The organism is Methylobacterium bullatum, from assembly GCF_014845095.1.
Lineage (GTDB): Bacteria > Pseudomonadota > Alphaproteobacteria > Rhizobiales > Beijerinckiaceae > Methylobacterium > Methylobacterium bullatum.
In genome coordinates, this window is record NZ_NKUG01000068.1 from 1 (window position 1) to 21,315 (window position 21,315).

The 21,315-nt window shown below is 60.9% G+C and carries 22 protein-coding genes; 12 read left to right on the plus strand and 10 right to left on the minus strand.

Features of this window, described 5'->3' with window-relative positions:
• On the plus strand, window positions 1-261 hold a 261-nt coding region (locus tag MBTS_RS23525; protein WP_210322748.1), incomplete at its 5' end, for a hypothetical protein.
• An 882-nt stretch (window positions 262-1,143) separates the two neighbouring features.
• On the opposite strand, the gene MBTS_RS09985 is transcribed toward MBTS_RS23525, so the two are convergent.
• From MBTS_RS09985 to MBTS_RS24225, 5 genes are all read right to left on the minus strand, one after another.
• A complete protein-coding gene (locus MBTS_RS09985) occupies window positions 1,144-1,989 on the minus strand; it encodes a hypothetical protein (RefSeq protein ID WP_192215523.1) in 846 nt (281 codons plus the stop codon).
• Window positions 1,986-2,933, minus strand: coding sequence for a beta-ketoacyl synthase N-terminal-like domain-containing protein (locus tag MBTS_RS09990; RefSeq protein WP_192215524.1), 948 nt, complete (start codon window positions 2,931-2,933; stop codon window positions 1,986-1,988). Before MBTS_RS09990 ends, MBTS_RS09985 begins: the two co-directional genes overlap by 4 nt.
• Window positions 2,934-3,162: 229 nt before the next feature.
• Entirely contained in the window at window positions 3,163-3,612 is a 450-nt protein-coding gene (locus MBTS_RS09995) for a 3-hydroxyacyl-ACP dehydratase FabZ family protein (RefSeq protein WP_192215525.1), read from the minus strand.
• Entirely contained in the window at window positions 3,609-3,863 is a 255-nt protein-coding gene (locus MBTS_RS10000; protein ID WP_238254056.1) for an acyl carrier protein, read from the minus strand. The genes MBTS_RS09995 and MBTS_RS10000 overlap by 4 nt, the downstream gene beginning before the upstream one ends.
• Before the next feature lie 2 nt (window positions 3,864-3,865).
• Window positions 3,866-4,597: an SDR family NAD(P)-dependent oxidoreductase gene (locus MBTS_RS24225; protein WP_373321298.1), complete on the minus strand. Its 732-nt coding sequence runs from the start codon at window positions 4,595-4,597 to the stop codon at window positions 3,866-3,868.
• A gap of 633 nt (window positions 4,598-5,230) precedes the next feature.
• Here MBTS_RS24225 and MBTS_RS10010 point away from each other — a divergent pair.
• The 6 genes from MBTS_RS10010 (at window position 5,231) to MBTS_RS10035 (ending at window position 9,924) form a co-directional block, all read left to right on the plus strand.
• Window positions 5,231-5,857, plus strand: a complete 627-nt coding sequence (locus MBTS_RS10010) for a hypothetical protein (RefSeq protein WP_192215528.1) — start codon at window positions 5,231-5,233, stop codon at window positions 5,855-5,857.
• Complete coding sequence (locus MBTS_RS10015; protein WP_192215529.1) at window positions 5,854-6,225, plus strand: DUF3768 domain-containing protein; 372 nt, start codon at window positions 5,854-5,856, stop codon at window positions 6,223-6,225. The genes MBTS_RS10010 and MBTS_RS10015 overlap by 4 nt, the downstream gene beginning before the upstream one ends.
• Window positions 6,226-6,347: 122 nt before the next feature.
• Window positions 6,348-6,869: a DUF805 domain-containing protein gene (locus MBTS_RS10020; protein ID WP_192215530.1), complete on the plus strand. Its 522-nt coding sequence runs from the start codon at window positions 6,348-6,350 to the stop codon at window positions 6,867-6,869.
• Entirely contained in the window at window positions 6,866-7,297 is a 432-nt protein-coding gene (locus MBTS_RS10025) for a superinfection immunity protein (RefSeq protein ID WP_210322749.1), read from the plus strand. Before MBTS_RS10020 ends, MBTS_RS10025 begins: the two co-directional genes overlap by 4 nt.
• A gap of 60 nt (window positions 7,298-7,357) precedes the next feature.
• Window positions 7,358-7,879: a hypothetical protein gene (locus MBTS_RS10030; protein ID WP_192215531.1), complete on the plus strand. Its 522-nt coding sequence runs from the start codon at window positions 7,358-7,360 to the stop codon at window positions 7,877-7,879.
• Window positions 7,879-9,924: a hypothetical protein gene (locus tag MBTS_RS10035; RefSeq protein ID WP_192215532.1), complete on the plus strand. Its 2,046-nt coding sequence runs from the start codon at window positions 7,879-7,881 to the stop codon at window positions 9,922-9,924. The genes MBTS_RS10030 and MBTS_RS10035 overlap by 1 nt, the downstream gene beginning before the upstream one ends.
• Here the strand turns inward: MBTS_RS10035 and MBTS_RS10040 are convergent.
• The 5 genes from MBTS_RS10040 to MBTS_RS10060 form a co-directional block, all read right to left on the minus strand.
• Window positions 9,887-10,684, minus strand: coding sequence for an HNH endonuclease (locus MBTS_RS10040; protein WP_192215533.1), 798 nt, complete (start codon window positions 10,682-10,684; stop codon window positions 9,887-9,889). The two genes, MBTS_RS10035 and MBTS_RS10040, sit on opposite strands and share 38 nt — an antisense overlap.
• 77 nt (window positions 10,685-10,761) lie before the next feature.
• On the minus strand, window positions 10,762-12,417 hold the full coding sequence (locus tag MBTS_RS10045) for an AAA family ATPase (protein WP_192215534.1): 1,656 nt from the start codon (window positions 12,415-12,417) through the stop codon (window positions 10,762-10,764).
• 380 nt (window positions 12,418-12,797) lie between these two features.
• Window positions 12,798-13,172: a VOC family protein gene (locus MBTS_RS10050; RefSeq protein ID WP_192215535.1), complete on the minus strand. Its 375-nt coding sequence runs from the start codon at window positions 13,170-13,172 to the stop codon at window positions 12,798-12,800.
• A gap of 149 nt (window positions 13,173-13,321) precedes the next feature.
• On the minus strand, window positions 13,322-13,867 hold the full coding sequence (locus MBTS_RS10055) for a recombinase family protein (RefSeq protein ID WP_192215536.1): 546 nt from the start codon (window positions 13,865-13,867) through the stop codon (window positions 13,322-13,324).
• Between the two features lie 419 nt (window positions 13,868-14,286).
• On the minus strand, window positions 14,287-15,372 hold the full coding sequence (locus tag MBTS_RS10060; protein WP_280529919.1) for a CBASS cGAMP-activated phospholipase: 1,086 nt from the start codon (window positions 15,370-15,372) through the stop codon (window positions 14,287-14,289).
• Window positions 15,373-15,506: 134 nt separating this feature from the next.
• Between MBTS_RS10060 and MBTS_RS10065 the strand changes: the two genes are divergently transcribed.
• The 5 genes from MBTS_RS10065 (at window position 15,507) to MBTS_RS10085 (ending at window position 20,982) form a co-directional block, all read left to right on the plus strand.
• A complete protein-coding gene (locus MBTS_RS10065; RefSeq protein ID WP_192215538.1) occupies window positions 15,507-16,679 on the plus strand; it encodes a CBASS cGAMP synthase in 1,173 nt (390 codons plus the stop codon).
• A gap of 25 nt (window positions 16,680-16,704) precedes the next feature.
• Window positions 16,705-18,348, plus strand: a complete 1,644-nt coding sequence (locus tag MBTS_RS10070) for a ThiF family adenylyltransferase (RefSeq protein ID WP_210322750.1) — start codon at window positions 16,705-16,707, stop codon at window positions 18,346-18,348.
• Complete coding sequence (locus tag MBTS_RS24230; protein WP_192215540.1) at window positions 18,330-18,836, plus strand: Mov34/MPN/PAD-1 family protein; 507 nt, start codon at window positions 18,330-18,332, stop codon at window positions 18,834-18,836. Before MBTS_RS10070 ends, MBTS_RS24230 begins: the two co-directional genes overlap by 19 nt.
• Window positions 18,837-19,021: 185 nt before the next feature.
• The gene (locus MBTS_RS10080; protein WP_192215541.1) at window positions 19,022-19,450 is read left to right on the plus strand and encodes a hypothetical protein; all 429 of its coding nucleotides are present in this window, start codon (window positions 19,022-19,024) and stop codon (window positions 19,448-19,450) included.
• A complete protein-coding gene (locus tag MBTS_RS10085) occupies window positions 19,450-20,982 on the plus strand; it encodes a Cap15 family cyclic dinucleotide receptor domain-containing protein (protein WP_192215542.1) in 1,533 nt (510 codons plus the stop codon). Before MBTS_RS10080 ends, MBTS_RS10085 begins: the two co-directional genes overlap by 1 nt.
• Window positions 20,983-21,315 lie beyond the last annotated feature (333 nt).

Below are 21,315 nucleotides of genomic sequence, written 5' to 3' on the forward strand. Positions count from 1 at the left end.
GGCGGCGGCGGCGGCGGTGGCAGCTTAGATCGCGCGTTTGTCGACGAAAAGGTTCGAGAAACGCTAGGTTCGGGCATCCTCGACTTTATGGCCGGCTTTCCGGTAGGGAGCCTCGCCGAGGGGTATGACCAGAATGGCGGTGGAGACGCTCGCCTGCGTTCGATTCTAAGTGATGCTTTTGGAGCGGACTTCAGCGGGTTTATGTCGGCCCGGTCGGGTGAGGCTGGTGAGATGTTCCGGACTGCTGTGACGCAGCACTAATATGTGTAAGGGTATAGCGAAGCTCGACACGATTGTGGTTTCGGGCTTCCATCTACTCGCTTAAGTCTGAGATCAATATGTAGAGTTCCTCCGGCCCATCGCTGCGCAATAGCTTCTCTATCAGGGGAGAGGCAGCAAGATACGCTTCCTTAAATTTCTGTAGCCGCTCCCCGGGGGTGGTAAGCAGACTTGGCACGCTGGCGAGGGCTCCGAAAAGAAGGTCGCCCGCACCGATCTCGTTCAGAGTAACTGGAACACAGGGGGGAGGAAGATCGTAGCGACGAGTATACTGGGTTAGCGTAACCCCTTGAGCTCCCATTTTAATCAAAATCACAGCGCCCCGCTGACGAGCCCGTTCAATGGACTCTGCCCCGAGCGCTATTAACTCCTCCTCCGTGCCTGAAATGAAATCGCATAAATCTACTATCGCGGCCGTCTGACGCGGGCGTGTACGGATCCAATCAAGGTGCAGGTCCACACCTACGAACGCGGGACGCGAGTGTTCGACCTGACGACGAAGCCACGAGGGATCCCCTGCTGCTCCGAAAAGTATGTAGGGCTCGGGGATCACACGATGAGCCGGAGACCAATTGAGAGGCTGGCCCACAATGCGTTGCGGCGAGGTGAGCGAGCGCCGTCCAGTAAGAAGATGCAGACTAGGCACAGCTCGCCGTTCGACGGTGCTAAGATCTACGCCAGTCTGCCTCAACGTATCTATTTCTCTCTGTTTAACATCTGTAGACAGGACGCCCAGCAACTCAGCACTCTTCCCCGTCGTTCTCGCAAATCCTAGGGAGGCGTAAACTAATGGCCCCGCGATCATGCTTGGCTCCGCACTATTAGGAAATTCAAAGCGCAGTGCCAGGCCAGAGATAATGGTTTTCATCCCATTTGCCTAAGTTTCACTTTAAATCGCTCGCGACCGGAGACAAACTCGAAAGCTCGGCTGGTCGGAGGGACTGCAAATGCGCCAGCTTTGAAAGCGAACATAAGGTTCGCTACAGCATCGGCCTCGTAAGGCTTTGCATTCAGCCCGCTCACGTCATTTGAGCCTTCCGTTGCAGGGCCGAACAGCGGAGCAGCATCGCGTTCGATGATGGCGCGTCTCTCCCCTGCCGGTCCGAGGACAACGGCAAAAGCTCCTCCGCGCGTCACGGCGGCGCCACCGCGAGCTGACAACTCGCCCGTTAACCAGCTATTCTCCTCTGCAACGACGAGTAGTGCTCGCTCACAAGCGCAGTTAGAGAGCGCCAGCAAGCTTCGATCGAGCGCAGCAAAAAATCCCTGCAGACTCCCGGGAAAGGCAATCGCCGAGCCTTTGAGTTGCAACGTCGCAACGATTGCCGTGGCAGAACTCGAAGGTATCGTGTTTGGCAACCAAAATGGATCTGTCAGTTTCCAACCCTGCTGCAGACCAGTACGCTCGAAGCGAAAAGCCACCGCCTCAGTAAGCGTGGTGCTCACTACGCTCACCGCTACGCGCTGGTCGACCAAATGGCTTTTTACGGCGCTGGCAGCACTAACAGCGAGCCACGCAGCCGGAGAGGATGATCTTGCTCGCGCCATCCCCAACTTGCGAGCAGTCTTCCAGTGCTCGTCATCGAACACCTGCCCTCTAAAAGGAGGCGTCGGGTTCCACGTTATTTCACTAGCCTCGGACGCAAGTTGTGGTTTCCCATCAGCCAGGACCTGAGAAACATCAATGACTTGCCCGGTTAAAAGCGTCATTTGTCTAGATTTTCTAAAAGGATCGCTGCGTTTATGCCGCCGAACCCCATTGCAACGCACATGCCGCGCGTGAATTGCCCGTGTCTATTCGTTGCAGCGAGATTGAGATCTGCAAACTTCTCATCGATGCGATAAGGAATTCCAGGAAGAGTACCGCTGACCAACGTTTCCGCGGCTGATGCAACGCTAAACCCAGCCGCTGCGCCCATCGTATGACCGAGCAGACCTTTTGACGCCGTTCCGGTCGGGACATTGCCATCAGGCCAGATTGCTCGCGCCGTTGAAGCCTCTGTCATGTCGTTCCGAGCAGTGCCGGTACCATGCCAATATACAAATTCGACCTGTGCAGGGCTAACTTGAGCGGAAGCGAGAGCTGTGCCGATTGTCGCGACGAGCCCGCTGGTACTTGGCTCCACCATTCCTTCGCCGTCACAGGTACACGCACCACCCAAGACCTGGACTCGCGGCCCGGGCGGCAATCTGCAGTTCGGCCCCGCCAGCAGCAAGGCTACCGCACCTTCCCCTGTGGTCATCCCCTCTTCTGCCCCAGAAAACGGGCGACAGCCGACCTTCGACATTGCCCCGATGTTCTGAAATCCCGTGTAGGCGAGGAGCGATATCGAATCTGCTGCCAACAGAACAGCTACATCAAACAATCCGCTATCAAGGACCGACTTGGCTTCCAGAAGACCGACGATGCCTGACGCACAGGCCCCGTGCACCGGAATCAGGCGTACATATCCAAGATACTCTGCAACAAGCTCAGTCAGATCATCCCAGAGCAGTCGATCTATCACATCGCCGGGAATACGGGCAGCTGTCGGATTCGCTAATACACCGAGCGGACCGGGATCGCCATGCGACGATGCAACAATTACGATGCATCTTGCCCCCGGGTTAAGCTCGTTCAAGCAGAAAACACTAGGCGCGATGTCTTGAAGCACTGACGAAATGATGCTTCTAAACCGGTCAAATGGTGCCGGGGCACCGTCTGGCCACGCCTCAATTATCCCAGCCGGGGGACCGGGAGGCCAGTGGGGAAATTGCGCCTGCGGTTGAGAGAAGCCCGTCTTACCGGAAACCAGTGCGTGCCACGTGGCTTGCCATGATGCCCCTAGGCAGGAACGACTGGCACTGGCAGCCGGCAAAATAAATGTCACCAGCCACTCTCCCTCAAGGTCTCGATCTGAACCGGAGCGATACGATTTCGATCTCTGCGGCCAGTTGCCCTTCGATGGTGACGCGCCCTCGGTGTACGGCACCACCTGCAGCAATTCCGATCTTTGTGACGGTAGCGAACACGTACTCTCCTGCCATCGCCGGTCGTATAAAACGGGCCTTGCATCTGCCGAGCACAACTGGATCGGAATTTCCCTCCCCTATCAGCCGACCATGGAGAAATGCTGCTTGTCCTACAAGTTCAATAAGCAGAACCCCCGGCATAATCTTCGGGCCATCAATCAGGTGGCCATCAATATTCGGGTCGGCGCCGTCGACGTGTCTCTTGACCACAATCTCGTCTGCGCACCAACTACAAACCTCGTCTACCATCAATATCGGATGCCGATATGGAAGGAGTTCTTCGATCTCCGAACGCGTGATTTTCCTGCCGGGTGTCATCATGCCTCCGGCAACCGACCGCTTGTAACGTACTTCTCGACAGCGGCACCGGACTGGAGCAGCGGCGCTATCTCCTCTGGAAACTCCAACCCAGTTCGGCGTTGGAGTTCTACAAACAAAACTACAGCTCCCATCGAGTCGAGCTCGTAGTCAGTATAGAAATTGAGATTCATATCGAAGACATCTAATTCGCAGTCCAGCGCGATCTCAAGCATCTCCTTAAAGTCGGCGGCTTGCAACATCATCGCGAGCACCTTCAAGTCACTGTGAATCCGCCGTCGACCAGAATCGTCTGTCCGGTAATGTGCCGCGCGCCCGGGCCAAGCAGGAACTCGACCGCGGCTGCGGCGTCTTCGGCAGACCCTAGTCGACGGAGGGGTGTACGTTGTACGAGAGCATCTTTCACTGCCGGGCGAACGTGCTCCATCATACCCCCGGAAAGCGGTCCCGGAGCGACTACGTTGCAGGTGACGTTGAAACGTCCAAGCTCAACCGCAGCGCATCGGCAGAGCGCCTCAAGCGCTGCTTTGGACGCTGCGTAAGCCGCCTGCCCCGCTTGTGCGCGTCGCGCGGAGATCGAGCTCACCAGAACAATGCTGCCCTCTCCGCGAACCGCCATATTCTGAAATGCGGCTCGAACTGTCAGGAAAGCTCCATCCAAATTCACTGAGATGACGCGCTTCCAATCATCGTACGCCAATTTTGCGATCGGCTTATCGCAAATCATTCCTGCGCAATACACAACATCGAATCTACCCGAACCCGTGCCGGGGTCCGTAAATAATGACGACACTTGGCTCTCGTCTCGCACATCGACAGCATGCCAAATCTGATTACTTAGATCACCCAATTCTGCTCGACGGGAAGTAAATTCCGTTGTTGAGGTCAGAATGACGTTCCGGCCGCCGCGTATCAAACGGCGTGCGACCGCCGAGCCTACGAGGCCGCTTGCGCCAATGATGATACTCGTTCGCTCCACGACACTCATCCGACCCCCATTGCTGTATGGTGCAATAGTGCTCAGCCGCGGACAAGGGGATCCGTCGCGAATATGTCGCGCGGCGGATGCGGTTCGAATGCGGGTCGGTACGCGCCGTTGCAGCCGAGCGCGACACGACGCGACAGTCGCGCCAAGAAAGGCAACAGCTTATGTCCTGACCTTAAACGAGACTAGATGATTAGCTGCGTCCGTTCTGTGGATGTTCACGCACTATGAATCCGGGGGCTTAGCTGACCGGCGAGGTTCCGCTCCGGAGCACGCCAGACTCTCATCGTTTTGACCGACAAGGGCGCAGAGCCGTATGTCCGTTTGTCGGCCAGGGCTGAACGTCGGCTCGCCACCCTTTGCGGCCATTCTACCATTCTCAATGGTAGGGCTCAGCGCACAACCCAGCGACATGTACCCAAGCCAAAATCAACCTCAGCTTGACATTAGGATGATAATCTTATAATGTGAGATTCGCTGCGAGTTTTTTGCAGCTGACTGGATGCCCCCGATGACCCTGCCGTTACGACTCCTGCCACCACCGGAGCCCCATCGGCAGCGGGCGGGTGCATCCTCCCCTTTACACTCAACGCAAGGCGGCCTCCGGGCCGCCTTCGTCGTTTCTGGAGCCTTTTGATGACCCTAAACACCGCAACCAGCGCGCCCACCATCATGCCGCCCAGCCTGATCCTGTTCGGCCGCGACGAACGACACCGCCCCCACGCCTCGCGGTTTGCCGTCGGCGATAAGGCCGATGCCGAACGCGCCGCCGGGCTGATGGGCATGCATGTATTCGAGATCAGCGACGACACCCACCACAGCTTGGCCGCCGGCCTGCCGCAGGGGCGGCTGTTCGGGAGCGGCAAGGCCTTTGTGCCGTTCGTCAAAGCCGAGGTGTTCGATCGGCTCGTCGCAGCGGCGGGTTTGCCCGATGTTGCCCCGCCTGTCAGCGCCTCAGGCAAGGCCGCCAGCACCCCTCCGAGCTCAGGGGGCGGGGCAAGTGGCGCTGCGGGCGCCGGAGGCCCTGGCGGCCGCTTCAAGGCGCCCGCCGATTGGCCCGGCATTGAACGGGGTTGCCTCGTGCTCGCCTGCGCCGGCCCCCAAGAGGGCTGGTTCGAGGCGATCATCATGTACACCAAAGCCGACGACGCCTTCGAGCTTCAATGGCGTGATTGGCCGGACGACCCGCTGATCACCCGGCACCGCAGCGAGCTTGGATTGCTGCCGCCCTGCGCGGTTCAGGGCGTGAAGCAAGGGGCATGAACAGGCCGACACCCATCAGCGTCGAGGCGGATCACGCCTCGACCACCCGCACCGATCAGGTGCGTGCCCTGAACGATGCCTTCCGCCGGAGCTTTGCCGGCGGCCATGTGATGCTGTCGCGCGGGGTCGCCACCCTGCCGGAGGAGCGCCGGCGCGAGGCCGAAGCAGCAGTGCAATCGTTCGCGGCCTTCAGCGTCGCCGACGACCCGTATGGCGAGCACGATTTCGGCGCCTTCGATCTCGCTGGGCAACGGTGCTTCTGGAAGATCGATACCTACGACCGCGCCATGGTCGGTCACTCGCCCGACCCGGCCAACCCGGCGGTGACCGTGCGCATCCTCACCATCATGCTGGCTCAGGAATACTGAGCCCTCGACACCGATAGCCGTGCCTGCCGGCTGCCCAGTCGGCTCACCCGCCCAAAACGGCGTTTGCGTGCCCCTGGCCACGACGCCACCCGTGTCACCACCCCTTCATCAGGATTCCGAACATGAACTCGTACCTCAGTGCGATGCGGAGCTTTCGCGACTTCACCGGCCGCACCTCGCGCGGCGACTACTGGCGCTTTATTCTCGTGTACCTTGGCATCGCGGTCATCGCCCTGATGCTTGATGCGGCCTTCGCCACGGGCAACAAGGATGGCGGCCTGTTCATCGGCCTTGTCCACCTGATCCACCTCGTGCCCCAGGTGGCCGCCGGCATTCGGCGGATGCACGACACCGACCATTCGGGCTGGTGGTTGTTGCTCAGCCCCGTCGCGCTGGTCTTCGCCTGCTTTGCCGGGACGCCGGGGCCGAACCGTTTCGGGCCGCCCCCGGCAGCCGGTGCCGTGCCGGCTTCAATTGGCGCGGCCCCCTCAGCCCCCGTGCCGGCTCAACCCCTCGCGCAGCCGCAGCGTGACGTGATCGCCGAGATCGAACGGCTGGCGCAGCTTCGCGCCGGCGGCAGCGTGTCGGAGGCCGAGTTCGAGGTGATGAAGGCGCAGGCCCTGTCGCAGGCGCGCGGAGCGTGAACGACGACACGGCCTGGGTGCTGGTCGCGGTCACCGTTTGCGTGGCCGTCTACAGCCTGCCCTCGATCATTGCCTTCCACCGACGCCATCCCAACCGCTGGGTCATCCTGGCGGTCAACGGTCTGTTCGGTGGAGCGCTCGTCGGGTGGGTCGTGGCTTTGGTCTGGGCGCTGCACGCGGTGCATCGGCCGGATCAGCCCGGCGCTTCGCAGGGCGGTGAGTCGGGATTGAACCTGTTCGTCAACGACACCCGTCAGGTCGCCCTCGTGGCGGCCCCTTACGGGGATGGTGGCGGACACGCGCGGCCCGCCCTGTCACCTGCCGATGCAGTGCGGGAACTCGAACGCCTCGGCGATCTCCGCACCGCCGGTCACATCGACGAACCCGAGCATCGCGCGCTGAAAAGCGCGGTCCTTCGCGGATTGTAGCCCGCTTCAGGTCGGCGACTCGGTCAGACCCATTCCCCCGTAAGAAGAGAAGGAAGCCGAATGTCGTACCGCCTTGGCCACGCCGCACTCATATCAGCCGTCGCGCTGGCTGCCTCGATCAACTTCGCCTCGGCGCAGTTTGGCCCATCCACCGCGGAGGAGAAGCAGCGCGCCCTCGAAGAAATGCTCGCAGAAGCCGCCAAGCCCACGACAATGTTGCTTGATGCCTACCGCAACTACCTCGCCGCCCGGCAGTGCTTCGATAGCCGCACTGGCTTTGCCCTCGTCTATCTCACAGCGCAACAGATGGAGGAGGCGAAAGCGCAGGTGAAGGGCATCGAGGCGGCGCTCCTGCAGAAGGAGCCCAGCCTCGCCACCGACGAACGCTGGGAGACCGCCAATCGTGAGGAGGCCGCGGCGAACGACGACATCGCCGAGTTGGTCTACACCGGTCGGGGCAACGTCAAGGAACTGACCTACACCGAACAGGGGCGCCGTTTTTGCGCGATAGCCGTGGGCTGGTTGCGCGAGCGATACGGTGATCTCTACCCCGACAGCCGCACCGTGAAAAAGGACTTCTGATGCGCGCCGCCTTGGTCAGAGACGGCGTCGGGGTGGTCGTGACGCACACCCTGCACAGGATGCACGGGGTCACTTTCATATCGGCTCGTGCCAAGATCGCGCTTCTCTCGGTCGCTATGGCCGGGGCATTCCTTCCGACGCAGACTGCCAAGGCCGTCGAGTCAATCACTCCCGCTAAAATACCCCCGACTTGCGAAGCCGGGTCCGAATGCCGCCTGCCTGAGGCGACCTTTGCGTGCAGCCTCGACGTCGCGCTGGCGATTGCTCAGGCCGGACCGGATCGGGGGCGGCAGACCGGCCTTGCCGCGGTCCAGGCTGGGACCTGTGAGATCGTCCCGGCCAATCGGTGGTTCGCCGTCGAGGCGACGAAGTCGGCGCAGGTCATGTACGCGACCGACAAGGGCCGGCATCTCGGCTACATCCCGATGGGTGTGTTCGCCCCGGCCGGCAGCGCCACGGCCACGACCTGCCAGGGGCCAGGCTTCTGCGCCGTCCGGCCAGGACCGCCGGTATGGGCATGCCCGAGCGCGGCCGATCTCACACTGGACTCAACGGAGGCCAAATCGGCTGCCAAATGCGTTCAGGTCGGCGAGGGCAACACAGGCGAGGTCGGCTCAGCCGTTGCCAGCACCGGACCCATCGTCGTGTCGTTCGGCAGTGGCGGGCCTTTTCAATCGAGCTACTACCTCGCGCGTGGGGATCTCGTCGGCATCGGTGTCACACTGCGACCGACGCCGGCCGGGCGCAGCTGGTGCAAGCCGGGTGACTGGTGCGTGACGAGCGCGCCGACCCTGTTCTGCGCGGACAGGGCCGCCTACGAGCGCGTTCTGACCACACCGGTGGGCGAGCCGCGTCGCACCGCGATCACGAACGAGCCGGGCTGCCGCGTTGTGATCCGGGGCAACCCAATGAAACCGGGGGGCGTCCCTGCGGCCGGCGACCCCGCCAAGCTCGTGGCGGTCGAGCACCCCGTGTTCAAGACCGGCTGGGCGAGCGCCGCGGCCTTCAAGGTCGTATCGTATAAGATCCCTTTGCGCTTCACGGCCCGTCTCTCGGACATCATGATTGAGCCCGATCACAGCCCGGCACTCGCGGCGACCGCTCTCACGGGTCAAGGCTCCAGCGCGGCCACCGGCGTGTTCCGTGCAGGGCCGAAAGAACGACTAAGCTATTGCAAAAAGGTCAAAGGGGACGAGAACCGGGACGATATTTCTGTCTGCGTCGCGCGCATGCCCGACGAAACGCAAACGGCCAAAGCGAACTGCTACAGAAAGACAGTTACGCTCGATGACAAAAGCTATCGCCTCGCCGAGAAGCCGTCGGGGTCATCGGCCGACATCCATATCGATGCGGATCGGCAATGGCTGTTTCAGGACATCGCCAGCGGTGAGTGGCTCGACGGCTCCACCCGATCCAATGAGGCGACCGTTGCGACCGCCTACAACGCCCTGTGCCCCGGCACGATGCCCGAGGCGTCATGGAGCGTCATCTACCGCGATCCTGGGGCAGAGTACCCACGCGAGCTCATAGGACGCTGGTTCAATGACCGACGCGCCTGCAGAGACCCCAAGCGGAATCAGCCTGACTATGACGAGTATGGCGTGCTGACGATACTCACTGCAGGAACGAACCGGAACGCGCGACTTCGAGTTTCCGCAGAGAGTCAATGCCGTTCGGCGCGTCGGCTCAGCCTCCTGGGATGTCGATGGCTCACACGCAACCGACGATGTCGAGCAGCCAGAGATTTTCGGGAGCACCACCTACACTCTCACGCGTGGTGGGCTGTCGCTGAGCAGGGATGGCTCGACAACGAACTGGGTTCAGTGCCGGTGAGGGCTCGGATGTCATGGTCCCCTCCGCATAAGGGCTTGCTGATGGAGGGATCCTGGCTGGTATTATCTGCACTCGACCCAAAGCAGGCGCCGAGAAGGTTCGTTTCAGATCAGTCTGATGTTCCACCCGAGCGACCAATAATGGCTGGAACGACTAATATCTTGCAACGCACGGTCACTTGGAAAGGTCGAGAAGCATATCGGCCGGGATAGGTAAGACGTGCGCAAATCCTCCACTCGTAAAGTCGTTGTGCTGAACCAGGGCGCGCAGCAGTGCCGGACGCCAGTGGTTCCTATGAAACGCCTGCGTTTCGTATCTGGTCTGGAGACGCAACAAGTCAACCACGCCTTCTTGACCAATCGCACCATAGGTAAGGTGCAGGGCAGCAGCGTGCGATGAAATGTAGGTGTTTACCTCCTGCTGATAGCGCTGATTAAGTTTGAGCGTCTCCATCTGACCAGTCAAGCGATCCGTGAAACCAGGGGGTAGAGCAGCCGCAGCGTCGATTGAGTAGGTAGCAACCAGCGTATTGCCGTTTACTGCGATATTTGCCTGTAGGAAATCCAGATCGGGCAGCTTGTCATAGTAGACATGCAGGAAGGCGCGTCCTCCCACCCCGAAACCAGCCAACTTGGTGTGATTGCAGGAGTGGCACAAAGGCACAAGGTTACGCGCATGGATGCTGAGAGGCTTAAAAATTGACTGAGGTAGCTGGTGGTCAAGTTCAGTAGGTGGATCGATACCACAGACTGGACAATGCGAAACGCCATTAAACAATAATTCCCGAAGTGAATATAATTGCCGACCTTCCTGGGTCTTTTCGAAAGCCGCTTGTATGGCGTCGAGCAGTAAAGCGGGCAAATTTTCGCCTTTCAATGCATCGCAAGCTGCACCGCAATTACCCTCGTAAACGTCATAAAGCCTGAGGATTTCCTCAATTTCCACTGCGGTGATATTATGCCCTTTTTGCACCTTTCGATACGTGTAACGCCGGACTGCTGTCCTCAAATCGGACCTATCGCGGTCGCGGGGGGGAGCAGGCAGATTTCTCATTTTTTGCGTGCAAACTGGGTGAGGACGTAAGCTCTTGCCTGAGCGCTCATCCCCGGCTGGAAGAGGGCTTCGATGTCGTCAAGGCTGTCGCTACCGCTCACCAGAAGGTCGAGTACCTTATGATAGTCGGTGCTGGCAGCCGTGAGCCCGAATGCGTCGTAAGTGAGGATACCAACGTTCTCGCCGAACGTCTCCAGTTTCGGTGTTGTGACCTCGATCAAGCCACCGATACGGTGCACGCGGCGAACATGGCGCGAAAGAGTCTCCTGCAACAGTACTGGAGAGTGGGTTGCAGCAATGCAAAGCGCATTCAGCTCAGTCAGCACGACACGCACCGAATGCATCAGCGCCGCCATCAGTGGAGGATGTAGATGCGCCTCAGGCTCGTCAAATAACACGAGTGACCTTGGCCGGGCGTGAGCGACCAGCGAAGCAACAACATGAAGTGCAATCTTATGGCCGGTGCTCCAGCTGAGGAATACGGCCCTCGCGCCCTTGGACGTGCCGGTGAGCCGAGAAATTTGGTCCCGTAGTTCGCTGAACGACGGGTCCGCGAACAGCGGTTCAAGCGCGGCCTCTAAAAGTTCGACCCGGCCCTCCGTTCGGATGCGCGACACGAGTGCGGCGAACTCACCGGCCAACTGCTCCACAGGCTTCAGGCGAGTACTCGTCCGCCGTTCCACCTGGACTTCCTTTTCGTCTTCCGATTTCTCAAGCTCATCCTTTTCAACGTCCGCGCGTGCCTCGGCAACAAGGTCGCGTAGTCCGCAAAATACGAACCGTCCATCTCCGCTGGCGAGATCCTGGGTCGTCTGGGAAATGTCCTTCGCGTCCAATCCCGGCACCACGAAGCTATCGAACGCGCTGTAGGAGATGGTGATAACGCGCATGAACCCTATCGAAGAAGGGGTCAGCGATCCAAGCCGTCTCAGCTCTTTCGTCGCCCGATCCTGTGGGGATGCGAATGCCACATGTGCCAGTCTCGCCAACAGCGTGCTCTTGCCGGAACCATTGCGACCTACCAACACGATTATGCGATCAGGGAGTAGGACCCGGTGCTGTGTTGGCCCGAGCCGCCGGTAAGGGCCAAAGTAAAGTGATGGTTCGGGAGATTTGAAGTCGAACTCGATAGGGTCTTTCGACCCAACAGGTGTGTAAGAAAACTTTGTATCCAAATCAGCGAGAGCAGAGAAATTTCCTTCGTAAAGAGCTCTTGCGTCATCGAGAAATGAACGCCAGTTGCTGTTATCGCGAAAAAGGGATGTTTCCCATCCTTTCTCCTTCTCGAACTCGACAACCAAGTCGGGATGCGCGACTACATCATTAAGCGCATCCATGATGATTTTTCGCCTGCGCGAAGAAAGCTCATTCAAACGCTGGTAGTAATCAAGGCTGGTGCCTACAGAAACCCAGGCGTCAGAAAGACTATTAAACGGCTTTTTGATGAGCTTTGGGTCAGAGGAGGTTTGCCCTTTCTTTAAGATCTTAACACCACCCAGGTATGTCACATCGGCAGGATCCTCACCGTGCCTATAATGAAGATGATAGAGGGTATTAAAACTATGATCATTCCAGTCGTCTTGCTGGAGTGCAAAGCGAGTCTCCATGCGCTTGAGCAGCTGGCGCGACGGTGGCTGGACATCAATTGGCAAGCGGATGCTCCTCCCTGCTGAAGCTGATCATATCACCTCTTTGATCTCGAAAGGGGTAGCATGATGATGCAAAAGCTGGAGTCATCCGGTCGCAAGCACCCAGGTTTCTGGTCGTAAGAGTCTGCTGACAGTCGATAACGAGACAATTGCACGGATGGCGACCGAGGCCAATATATGACGATAATCGGACCGGCAAGCCGAGCTGCGGCAACGGCCGTCTCGGAGAACGCGCCATATTCAGCTGCGCGATTACAAACTGGCGTGAAAGCGAACGTCTGCTTTTAGTCATTAAAATGAGGAAGGCTTACGAAGCTTCTCGGACGCACTACGTCCGCACTCGGTTTCGAGTTCGAGCAGAGTGATGGCGACCACGGATTTTGTCACTTCGTAGCCTGGGTCCGTACGGTGAGCTTGTTTCCATCCGGATCGCGAAGATAAGCGACAAAGGACCCGTTCGGGCGGTCTGCGGGAGGGCTTTCGATGGCGGCGCCACAATGCGCGATGCCGGCCTGATGCCACGCCAGAACATGCTCGCGGCTTGATGCGGCGATACCGATGGTTCCGCCGTTGGCCACTGTCGCCAGCTTGCCATCGATGGGCTTCGTGATCATCAGCCGCCCGCCGTCATGAGCGTAGATCAGCCTGCCCCTGGGGTCCATCACGCCGGGCTTCCCTCCCAACGCGACGAATGTGGCATCGTAGAAGCACCGTGCCCGCTCCAGGTCGTTGCTGCCGATCATGACGTGAGTGAACATACTCTCTCTCCGAAAAGGAGCGGCGCGAGATAGCCGTGGTCGAGCGTGGCAACGAGCCGTTGCCGACGGCATACCCACATGCATCGGGTAGCTCAACGACCGCTTATCGCCCGCCCAGGAAATCGGCATAGCCTGCTACGGTCGCTCCTTCAGGCTTCTCGTAGGACCCGGTACACCTGCATGCGGGAGCAGCCCAAGACCCCAGCGATTGCTGCGGCCCCGCTGCCTGCTGATGCCATTGCCTTGATCCGATCACGGTCGAGGCGGCGCTTGCCGCCGGCATAAGCACCGCTGCCCTTCGCGCGTTCGATGCCCTCGCGCTGGCGCTCCTTGATGAACCGCCGTTCCATTTGCGCGACCATGCCAAGCACGGTCAGAACCACGTGACCCATTTCGCCCCGCGTTGAGACGTGGGGGTCGAGTACGGTCACATGCGCACCGCGCTGCTCGGCTTCATGAATGAGGTTGAGGACGTCTCGGGTATCGCGGCCGAGCCGGTCCAAGCGCGTGACCATCAGTTCGTCGCCCGGCCGAAGGAACTCCAGCACCGTCGCCAACTCGGCCCGGCCGTCACGGCTGCCGCCCGAAACCTTCTCCGAACGAATGACCCCGCAGCCTTCGGCCTTCAGCCGGGCGACCTGCCCGTCGAGATCCTGATCGAGCGTACTAACACGGGCGTAACCAATGCGGGCCATAATGTGTAACCTCAGGGTGTAAGCCCGAGGCTACCTTGTCACAAATAGCTGGTGTCAACCCAGATGTTACGACGACAGGCGCCAGCTATGTTACGTCACAGCAGGGTATACCCCGATGTCACTCGACGAAGCTGGCGTTCGTTTTGCGCCAACTGTGGACGTCCGTGTTCGATCTCGCGAGAGTCCGCTTACCTGGCGAGTTCAAACATCGACCCGCCCGGCGATCACGACATCCGTCGCCTAGCACGCGCACCTAACGACGCCGACGCCGGACGGCAACGGCTTCCTACGGAGATGGGGCGCGAGAGGTTCAGTATGCAGAACATCCTAGTTGGCCTCCAGCATCGTTCACCGAATCGATGTCCAATTCTGGGTTGACGTGCTAGCCACCACCAACTGTCTCGGGACAACGCTCCGCGTCAGCCAATGGCCGTGGTCGAGCGGGGAAGCGAGGCATTTATGAAGTCGAACCGCGGGGCTTTGTGCTCCAGCATCGTGCGGAGAAGCGAGCTTTTTGACGCTTCCTGTGCGGAAGCGGTCGCCGCCGCTCGCAGGTTCTTCTGTGCCTGGTAGCTAGCGCAGTTTAGCGCCAGCTCGCGGCGCTGGTCCGGCGACTGCTCGTGATCGATACGCAAGTAGGCGCCCGGCAGCATGTGGCTCAACATGTCGTTCGTCATGGCCTGCTGGGATCCGATCATTACGGTAGGCAGGCGTTGGTCCTGCATCCATCCCCATGAGCCGAGGCGTAGCTTTGTCGAAGCCGAGAACGCGAACGCGGCCGTCGTCGTGCCCACGCTGAGGATGCGGATTTCGCTGCGATCCTTCTTCAGGAAATGCTCGGCCTCGTGCAGGGCAACCATGTCCGGCGAGTTGGCAAACATGCCACCGTCTGCGTAGAGCTCGTCATCGATGCAGTGGATCGGGAAGTATGTCGGCGCGGCTGAAGTCGCGAGGGCGACGTCGGCGACGTCCAGTGTCCAGTCGCGCGTGTAGTCTCGGTGGTGTCCGGTCTTGAAAACGCGGGGCTTGCCCTTCGTGAGATTGACAGCCGTGACAACCGTCGGCGTCAACAGGCCCGACATCTTTGCGTCGATTCCGACGATCTTCTCGATTACCGCCCGTAGCGGCGCCGGATCGTGGCGTGAGCACGCGACGCCGGCGAGCACCTGGAGACTGGAACGAAGCCATCCGACGGGAGGGCGTTTGGCGGGGAATATCTTATCCCCGTCGTCGATGAATGCCTGCTCGATCTCGCCCGCTGTCCGTCCCATGGAAAGTCCCAGCGCGATGATGCCTCCAACGGAGGTACCGGCGATGAGGTCGAACGAGTCTGCGATCCGTCGCCCGGTCTGCTTCTCAATGCGCGCCAGCACGCTGGCAGTGTAAAGGCCCATGTACCCGCCGCCGGATAGGCATAAGATTTGGAACGGCACTTGCCCTCCTGCTGCATCCGGTGACCGCCTCCCCGCGTTGACGCCCGCCTCGCGGAAGGGGGGTAGGCGCATTGGCGCGGTGACGGCAATCGATATGCCGTCACCGTCCACAGGAATGTTCGCCCTATGTTCTTGCCGTCTAGGATGTTAAGGTTGAAACTTAACTACGTCGCCTTCCGGCGGTCGAGCCGGGAGGCACCCGTTCCATGGCCAACGCATCCAAGCTCCTCCACTCAGAGAGTGAACCCGAGAACTATCTCGTCAATCTCAAGCCAGAGGACAGCCGTATCCGGGAGGCGCGGACGAAGATCCGCGCGCACCTGCGCGAAGCGTTTGAGGCGTCGAGCGAAGCATTGTTCGGCCGCCGCGTCAGGCCACGGTTCTTCACGCAGGGCAGCTTCGCCTACAAAACGCTTAATGACCCTGCGCACCCTCCGGGCCAGCAGATGGACCTCGACGACGGCTGCTACCTACCGCTGTCGTTCGTACGGGGCACCCGCCCGTCGACGGCCGCCGAGAAGTTTTTCGAGTTCGTAGACGCCGCGCTCGACGACTTGGCGGAGCGAGAGGATTGGGGGCGCGAGTCGAAGCCGACCTGCTGCCGCGTTGTCATCGCACACGACTCGCACGTTGACATCCCTCTGTACGCGATTCCTGACGATCAGTTCCGCCTGCTTGAGGACCGTCGCTCGCGGGCCGCTAAGGCCTCCGCCGACTCCGCCGAGAAGAAGAAGTCGTGGGATGATCTGCCGTCCGACGAGGTCCTCCTAGCGCACCGCGACGAGGGCTGGAAGGAATCGGACCCGCGCAAGATCCACAAGTGGTTCACGGACGCAGTCGAGAACCTTTATGGCGAGAGGCTGCGGCGGGACTCGCGGTACCTCAAGGCATGGCGCGACCACGAGCTCCTCGATCGCCTAAAGGTGTCTTCAATTCTATTGATGGCATGCGCCTGGCAGGCCTACGGGGAGATCGGTTGGCGCGAGCTGCCCGCACGCGAGGACGAGCGGCTGCTACGCGTCGTCGAGCTTGTGCCCGGGTACGTGCGGGGCACTGTCTCGAATCCCGCCTGCGCTGATGAGGATCTTAACCGCATCCCCAAGCAGAGACGCGAGGAGGTGGCGAAAGCTTTCGAAGACCTAGCCACGCTCCTCCGGCAGGTTGTGGACGAGTGCGAGGACGCTCACGAAACGGTGCGCCTGCTGCGGAGGGCTTTCGGGAAGCGGGTGCCGGACAGGCCCGACCTCGTCTCTGTCGCGCCGGCCCCGGCAACCGGTCTAGCGTCGCCGGCTGTGATTAGCGCCGCCGCCGCGACCGTGACGGCCCAGCCGAAGAGGGTCGTCGCCGCCCCGGACGTAGGCCGCTCCCGCAGTGGCTGACGACCGGACCGAGCGCCGGCTGGCCATGCACGACGCGTTCGTCGAACGGGGCTTCCGGCGCGTGCCGAGTGGCGGCGTCGACGTCTACGAGGGAACGTTGTCCATCACGTCCGGCCACGTGCCGGTCACGGTCCTCGTGCCCGACCTCGACTTCGTGACTATGCCGCTCGTGCACATCTCCGAGAGATGGCGGGGCCCGGACCGGCGACTGCCTCACCTTGGTCCGTCGAGACTGGTTTGCTACTACGCACATGGCTCGGTAGTCCTCGACCGTTACGACCCGGGCGGCACGATCGCCCGGTGCGTTGAGCGGGCAGCCCGAGTTCTGGACGATGCCGTTGAGGGGCGTTCGGACGCCGATTTCGGCGACGAGTTTGACGCTTACTGGTTTGCGCGCTGGATGCTGTGCGACCTTCCCGACGGCTACAGCGGCGCCGCCAACATCATCTACCCTCGGCTGTCGGCAGCCGGCGAGCCGACGCCCGTGCTCGTCGCGGGGCCGTCGTGGGCGCGCGACCGCGATCCGCCGCGACGAGCCGACGGGCCGGAAGAGACGGCGCTCGTTATTTCCCTCGACGCTCCGCTGACGCTAAACCCCGAAGGCAAGTGGCCGCCTGCCGACTACGACGAGCTCGTCGAATGGCTGCGGTGGGCTGACCCGGCCCTTCCCGACAGTCTCGAGGAGGCGCTATCTTTGGGGACCGGTCGTCAGGCAACGCTCGCGATTCGGGCAATGAACGGGACATTCGCATGCCGCATCACGGTTCCCACGCCGATGCGAACCGCGGAGTTCCTCGTTAACCGACGCTCGACACTTGCACGCAATCTGGCACGGGCGGTGGGGCAAGTCTCCTTGGAGCGCATCACCACGGACTCGGCCGATCTCGGCTTCGTTTACGGACGTAACCTCGGGTCGCGTGGCGGCCTTGCCGGTCGCTCCGTCGCGGTAGTTGGCTGCGGCACAATCGGCAGCTTTCTCGCGCATCAACTGGCCCAGTGTGGCGCCGGGACAGCCGGCGGTCGCCTGCACCTCGTCGACATCGACGTTCTGCGGACGGCGAACCTCGGCCGCCATCTTCTGGGTGTTCCCTTCCTCCACCGCAACAAGGCGGAGGCTTGCGCAGGGTATCTGAACGCCATGATGCCCGGCGCAAGTGTAGAGTGGTCCGCACAGGACGTGCAGGAGGTTGCTGAGCTGCGGAAGTTCGACCTTGTGGTGGACGCAACAGGCGAGGAGGCCCTATCGCTCGCGCTTAATCAGGCTGCCGTCGACCAAAGGCCGACCGGTCCGGCGCTGCTGTTCGTATGGCTTATGGGCAACGGTGCGGCCGCGCAGTGCCTGCTGATGGACGGCGACGCCGGAGCAGCCTGCCTAAAATGCCTGAAGCCGGAACTGGCGGGGCCCCCGCTGCACCCGGTAATGCGGCCGGGCGTCGAGATTGAATTCGGCGCGGTTGAATCGTGCGCCGACGGCGAGTTCGTCACCTTCCCGGTGTCGCGTTCTGTCTCCGCGGCCGCCTTAGCCTGCGATCTCGCGCTCGACTGGGCTGCAGGGCGCCCAAGCCACCGCTTCCGGACCCGCACCTTCGAGCCAGAGAAAGCGTTCGAAGTCGAGGACTCTAGTCCCGGTGTAACCGACAGATGTCCGGCATGCTCGACAAAGCATTGATCTTGACCCCAGACGGGCTGCGCTTCGTCGCGGTCCACCAGACAGTCGTCGAGTCCATCGAGGCATGGGTAGAGCGGGGGTCCCTATCGCGTGAGGCTGGGGGCATCCTCATTGGCTCGCATCGCGGCGACCACGTTGAGGTAAGCGATTGCACCGTGCCGATGCGCCGGGACGCGCGGGCCAGGACGCTCTTCGATCGAATGGACGGCGGCCACCAGGACGCGGCCATGCGGGCGTGGCAGTGTAGCGGCGGAACGGACACCTACGTCGGCGAATGGCACACTCATCCGGAGGCAGAGCCGGTTCCGTCACTCTTGGACCGTTGGACATGGGCTCGGATCATGCGTAAGTCGCGCGAACCTCTAGTTTTCGCCATTGGCGGATGGGACTCGTGCTGGTGGGGGCTGGGCGTGGACGCGCGTGTAGGTGCGATGCGCATGGGGTTCAGCGGGTCGGACGGAGTAGGACGTCGTCTTAACGGGATTTAAGCGGTGCGTCAGCCCGGGGCTTCGCAGCCGCGCCGGTTCAGCTTACTCAGCGCACCAAGCGAGCAAGGTCGGCGTCGGGGTACCTCCCGCAGGGCGGAATGCAGTTCCGACGCGCTGGTGTGCAGAGAGGGCATGATTTCCCAAAGGCTTGACCCCACCAAACACAGGATGTGACGGCCCTTCTCATGCCAATCGATTTCTTGCTAGAGCTCCTGGAGGACGTGCGACGCGGTGCTGGGCACTCGTTCTCCGGCATCGGTGTCTTGGTCAGCGACGATCCTGACGGGCTGCCGATTGTGCCGCTCCGACCGCTTGCTTCGACGCCGACCTTCGGCTCCACCCGCGAGTTGCTGATCGCGGTCTCGAATAAAGCCCACGAATTGCACGACGGCTTTCACATCATGTCGTCCGACCTTTGCATTGTCAGGTTCTCTCAATATTTCTCGCCTTCGATCGTCCCTGGCCTTGTAGCCGATCCCGCGCGCCGGCGGGGTGGTCGGTACATGGCGGCGATGTTCGGGTCCACCTTACGGAATGTCGTGGTCAGCGGGGTTGCGAGCGCGGACTATGGGGTTGCCGTTTTCGAGGGCGGACGTGAAGTGAGGGCGGCGTGATGTCTGGGAAGGAAGATCAGCAGCCAGACCAAGTAGCTATCGATTTTCCCAACATCTCGGGCAAATGGATGATCGAGATCCGATGGGTTCGTGGCGAAAAATCCGGCCGGGTGGACGCCGAAGCGTTCATTCGGCAGGAAGGGACCGACATCGGTATGACTGTCCATTCCAGGGGCATGGACTCGAACACCATCTCTGTGCAGTTGGGCCGCGACAGATCGGGCGTCCCAATACTTTATTACATGTACGAGGTCGACCCAAAAGCAGTTTACTCTGATGCTCCCGGTCCTTACAAGGGGGCAGCTATATTGCGGTACTACCCTCATATCGAAGAGATGAGCGGGAACTACTGGACAAGCGAGCGCTCTTCCGGACACTTCAAGCTCATGCGGGGGCGGGACGCTGTGTCTAAGAAGATGGATGTCACGACTGACGTCCTGCTTATAACAGCCCTCAAGGAGGAGTACGACGCGGCCAGGCGGGCGTTCGATGCGGACGGATGTGGCGGCGAGGGTGTACGCGACTGGAGGGAACTCGATGCGGCGACGAACCTGCCGCACGAGCGCGGAATATTCCACCGTGGTGGACAGGCGCTTTTCTCGATCTCGATTGCCAGGGCTTCTCGGATGGGCGGAATCGCGACAGGACCATTCGCGGCCCGGCTTGTCGAACACTTGCGGCCGGGTTGCTTGGTCATGTCCGGCGTGTGTGCCGGTAATCCCGGAGACGTCGCACGCGGAGACGTCGTCATATCGGAGCTTGCCTATCAATATGACGAGGGCAAGCGCGAGGCCGGCGGGTTCGTCGGCGACCATCGGCAAGCGGCGGTGAGCGACCATTGGCTGCGTGCCGCCGAGTCCTTGCAGCCGGAAGCGCTGCCGAGTTACGGGAAGCCCTCGCCAGAAGAGGCTCGCTTCTGGGTGCTTGAGACGCTCCATGCCGGTAGCGATCCCAGGAAGCATCCGGCACGCTCGCGCTACTTTGGGAAAGGCGAATGGAGACCGATGATCAACAGGCTCTTGGCTGACGAGACCATCGAGGTTGATGGTCCCTCGCTGAGGCTAAGGCCCGCAGGCGAGGCTGAGGTCCAGAGTTCCCTGATCCTTGACGTCGACCCGCCCGAGCAATTGCCGTTCGCCATCAAGGTCGGCCCAATCGCCAGCGGCAACGTCGTTGTCAAAGACGGAGTTACCTGGGAGGACCTTAGGGCGATGGGCGTGCGCAGCGTGATCGGTCTCGAGATGGAAGCCGCCGCGATCGCCAGGGTGGCTGTCGCGGCGAAAGTGCCCGAGTGGCTCGTCGTCAAGGGCGTTATGGATCATGCTGACCCCAATAAGGACGACCGCTACAAGCCCTTTGCGGCGCGAGCTTCTGCAGAGGTTCTGCGTGCGTTCCTGACCGGCAGGTTTATGTCAGGCTCGGCCGGCCGAGACACCTCGGCACCTGCTGGGCACTCATCCTCTCTGGACACGTCATCTCCCGGGGATCCCATTCCCGCGAAGGCCCCAACGGAACCTATAGTACGGCGATGATGCCAGCCTTTCTTGGTGTCGAAACCAAGTAGGCGACGCTTCCCATGCAGTTGGGCCGCAACACTTCCGCTGCAACAATCGCAAGTATCCAATCTCGGATTCATCGTTGCCTGGGTTCGGTTCTGACTTAAGTCCGTGAAGGAAAGGTACAGCGCACCGGCTGAATTCGGGGCCCGCGGAATGCTGAATATATAGCCTCTCATGAGGCGTATTCTTCGGGTCAAAAGCCATATCCATCTAGGCAGCAGTTCCTATTGAACTACGCGGGCCCGGGTTGCCCTGTCGATTTAGCTCTCTTTCAGGCCCCTGGGTTTGTCCTAAGAGAGAAACGTT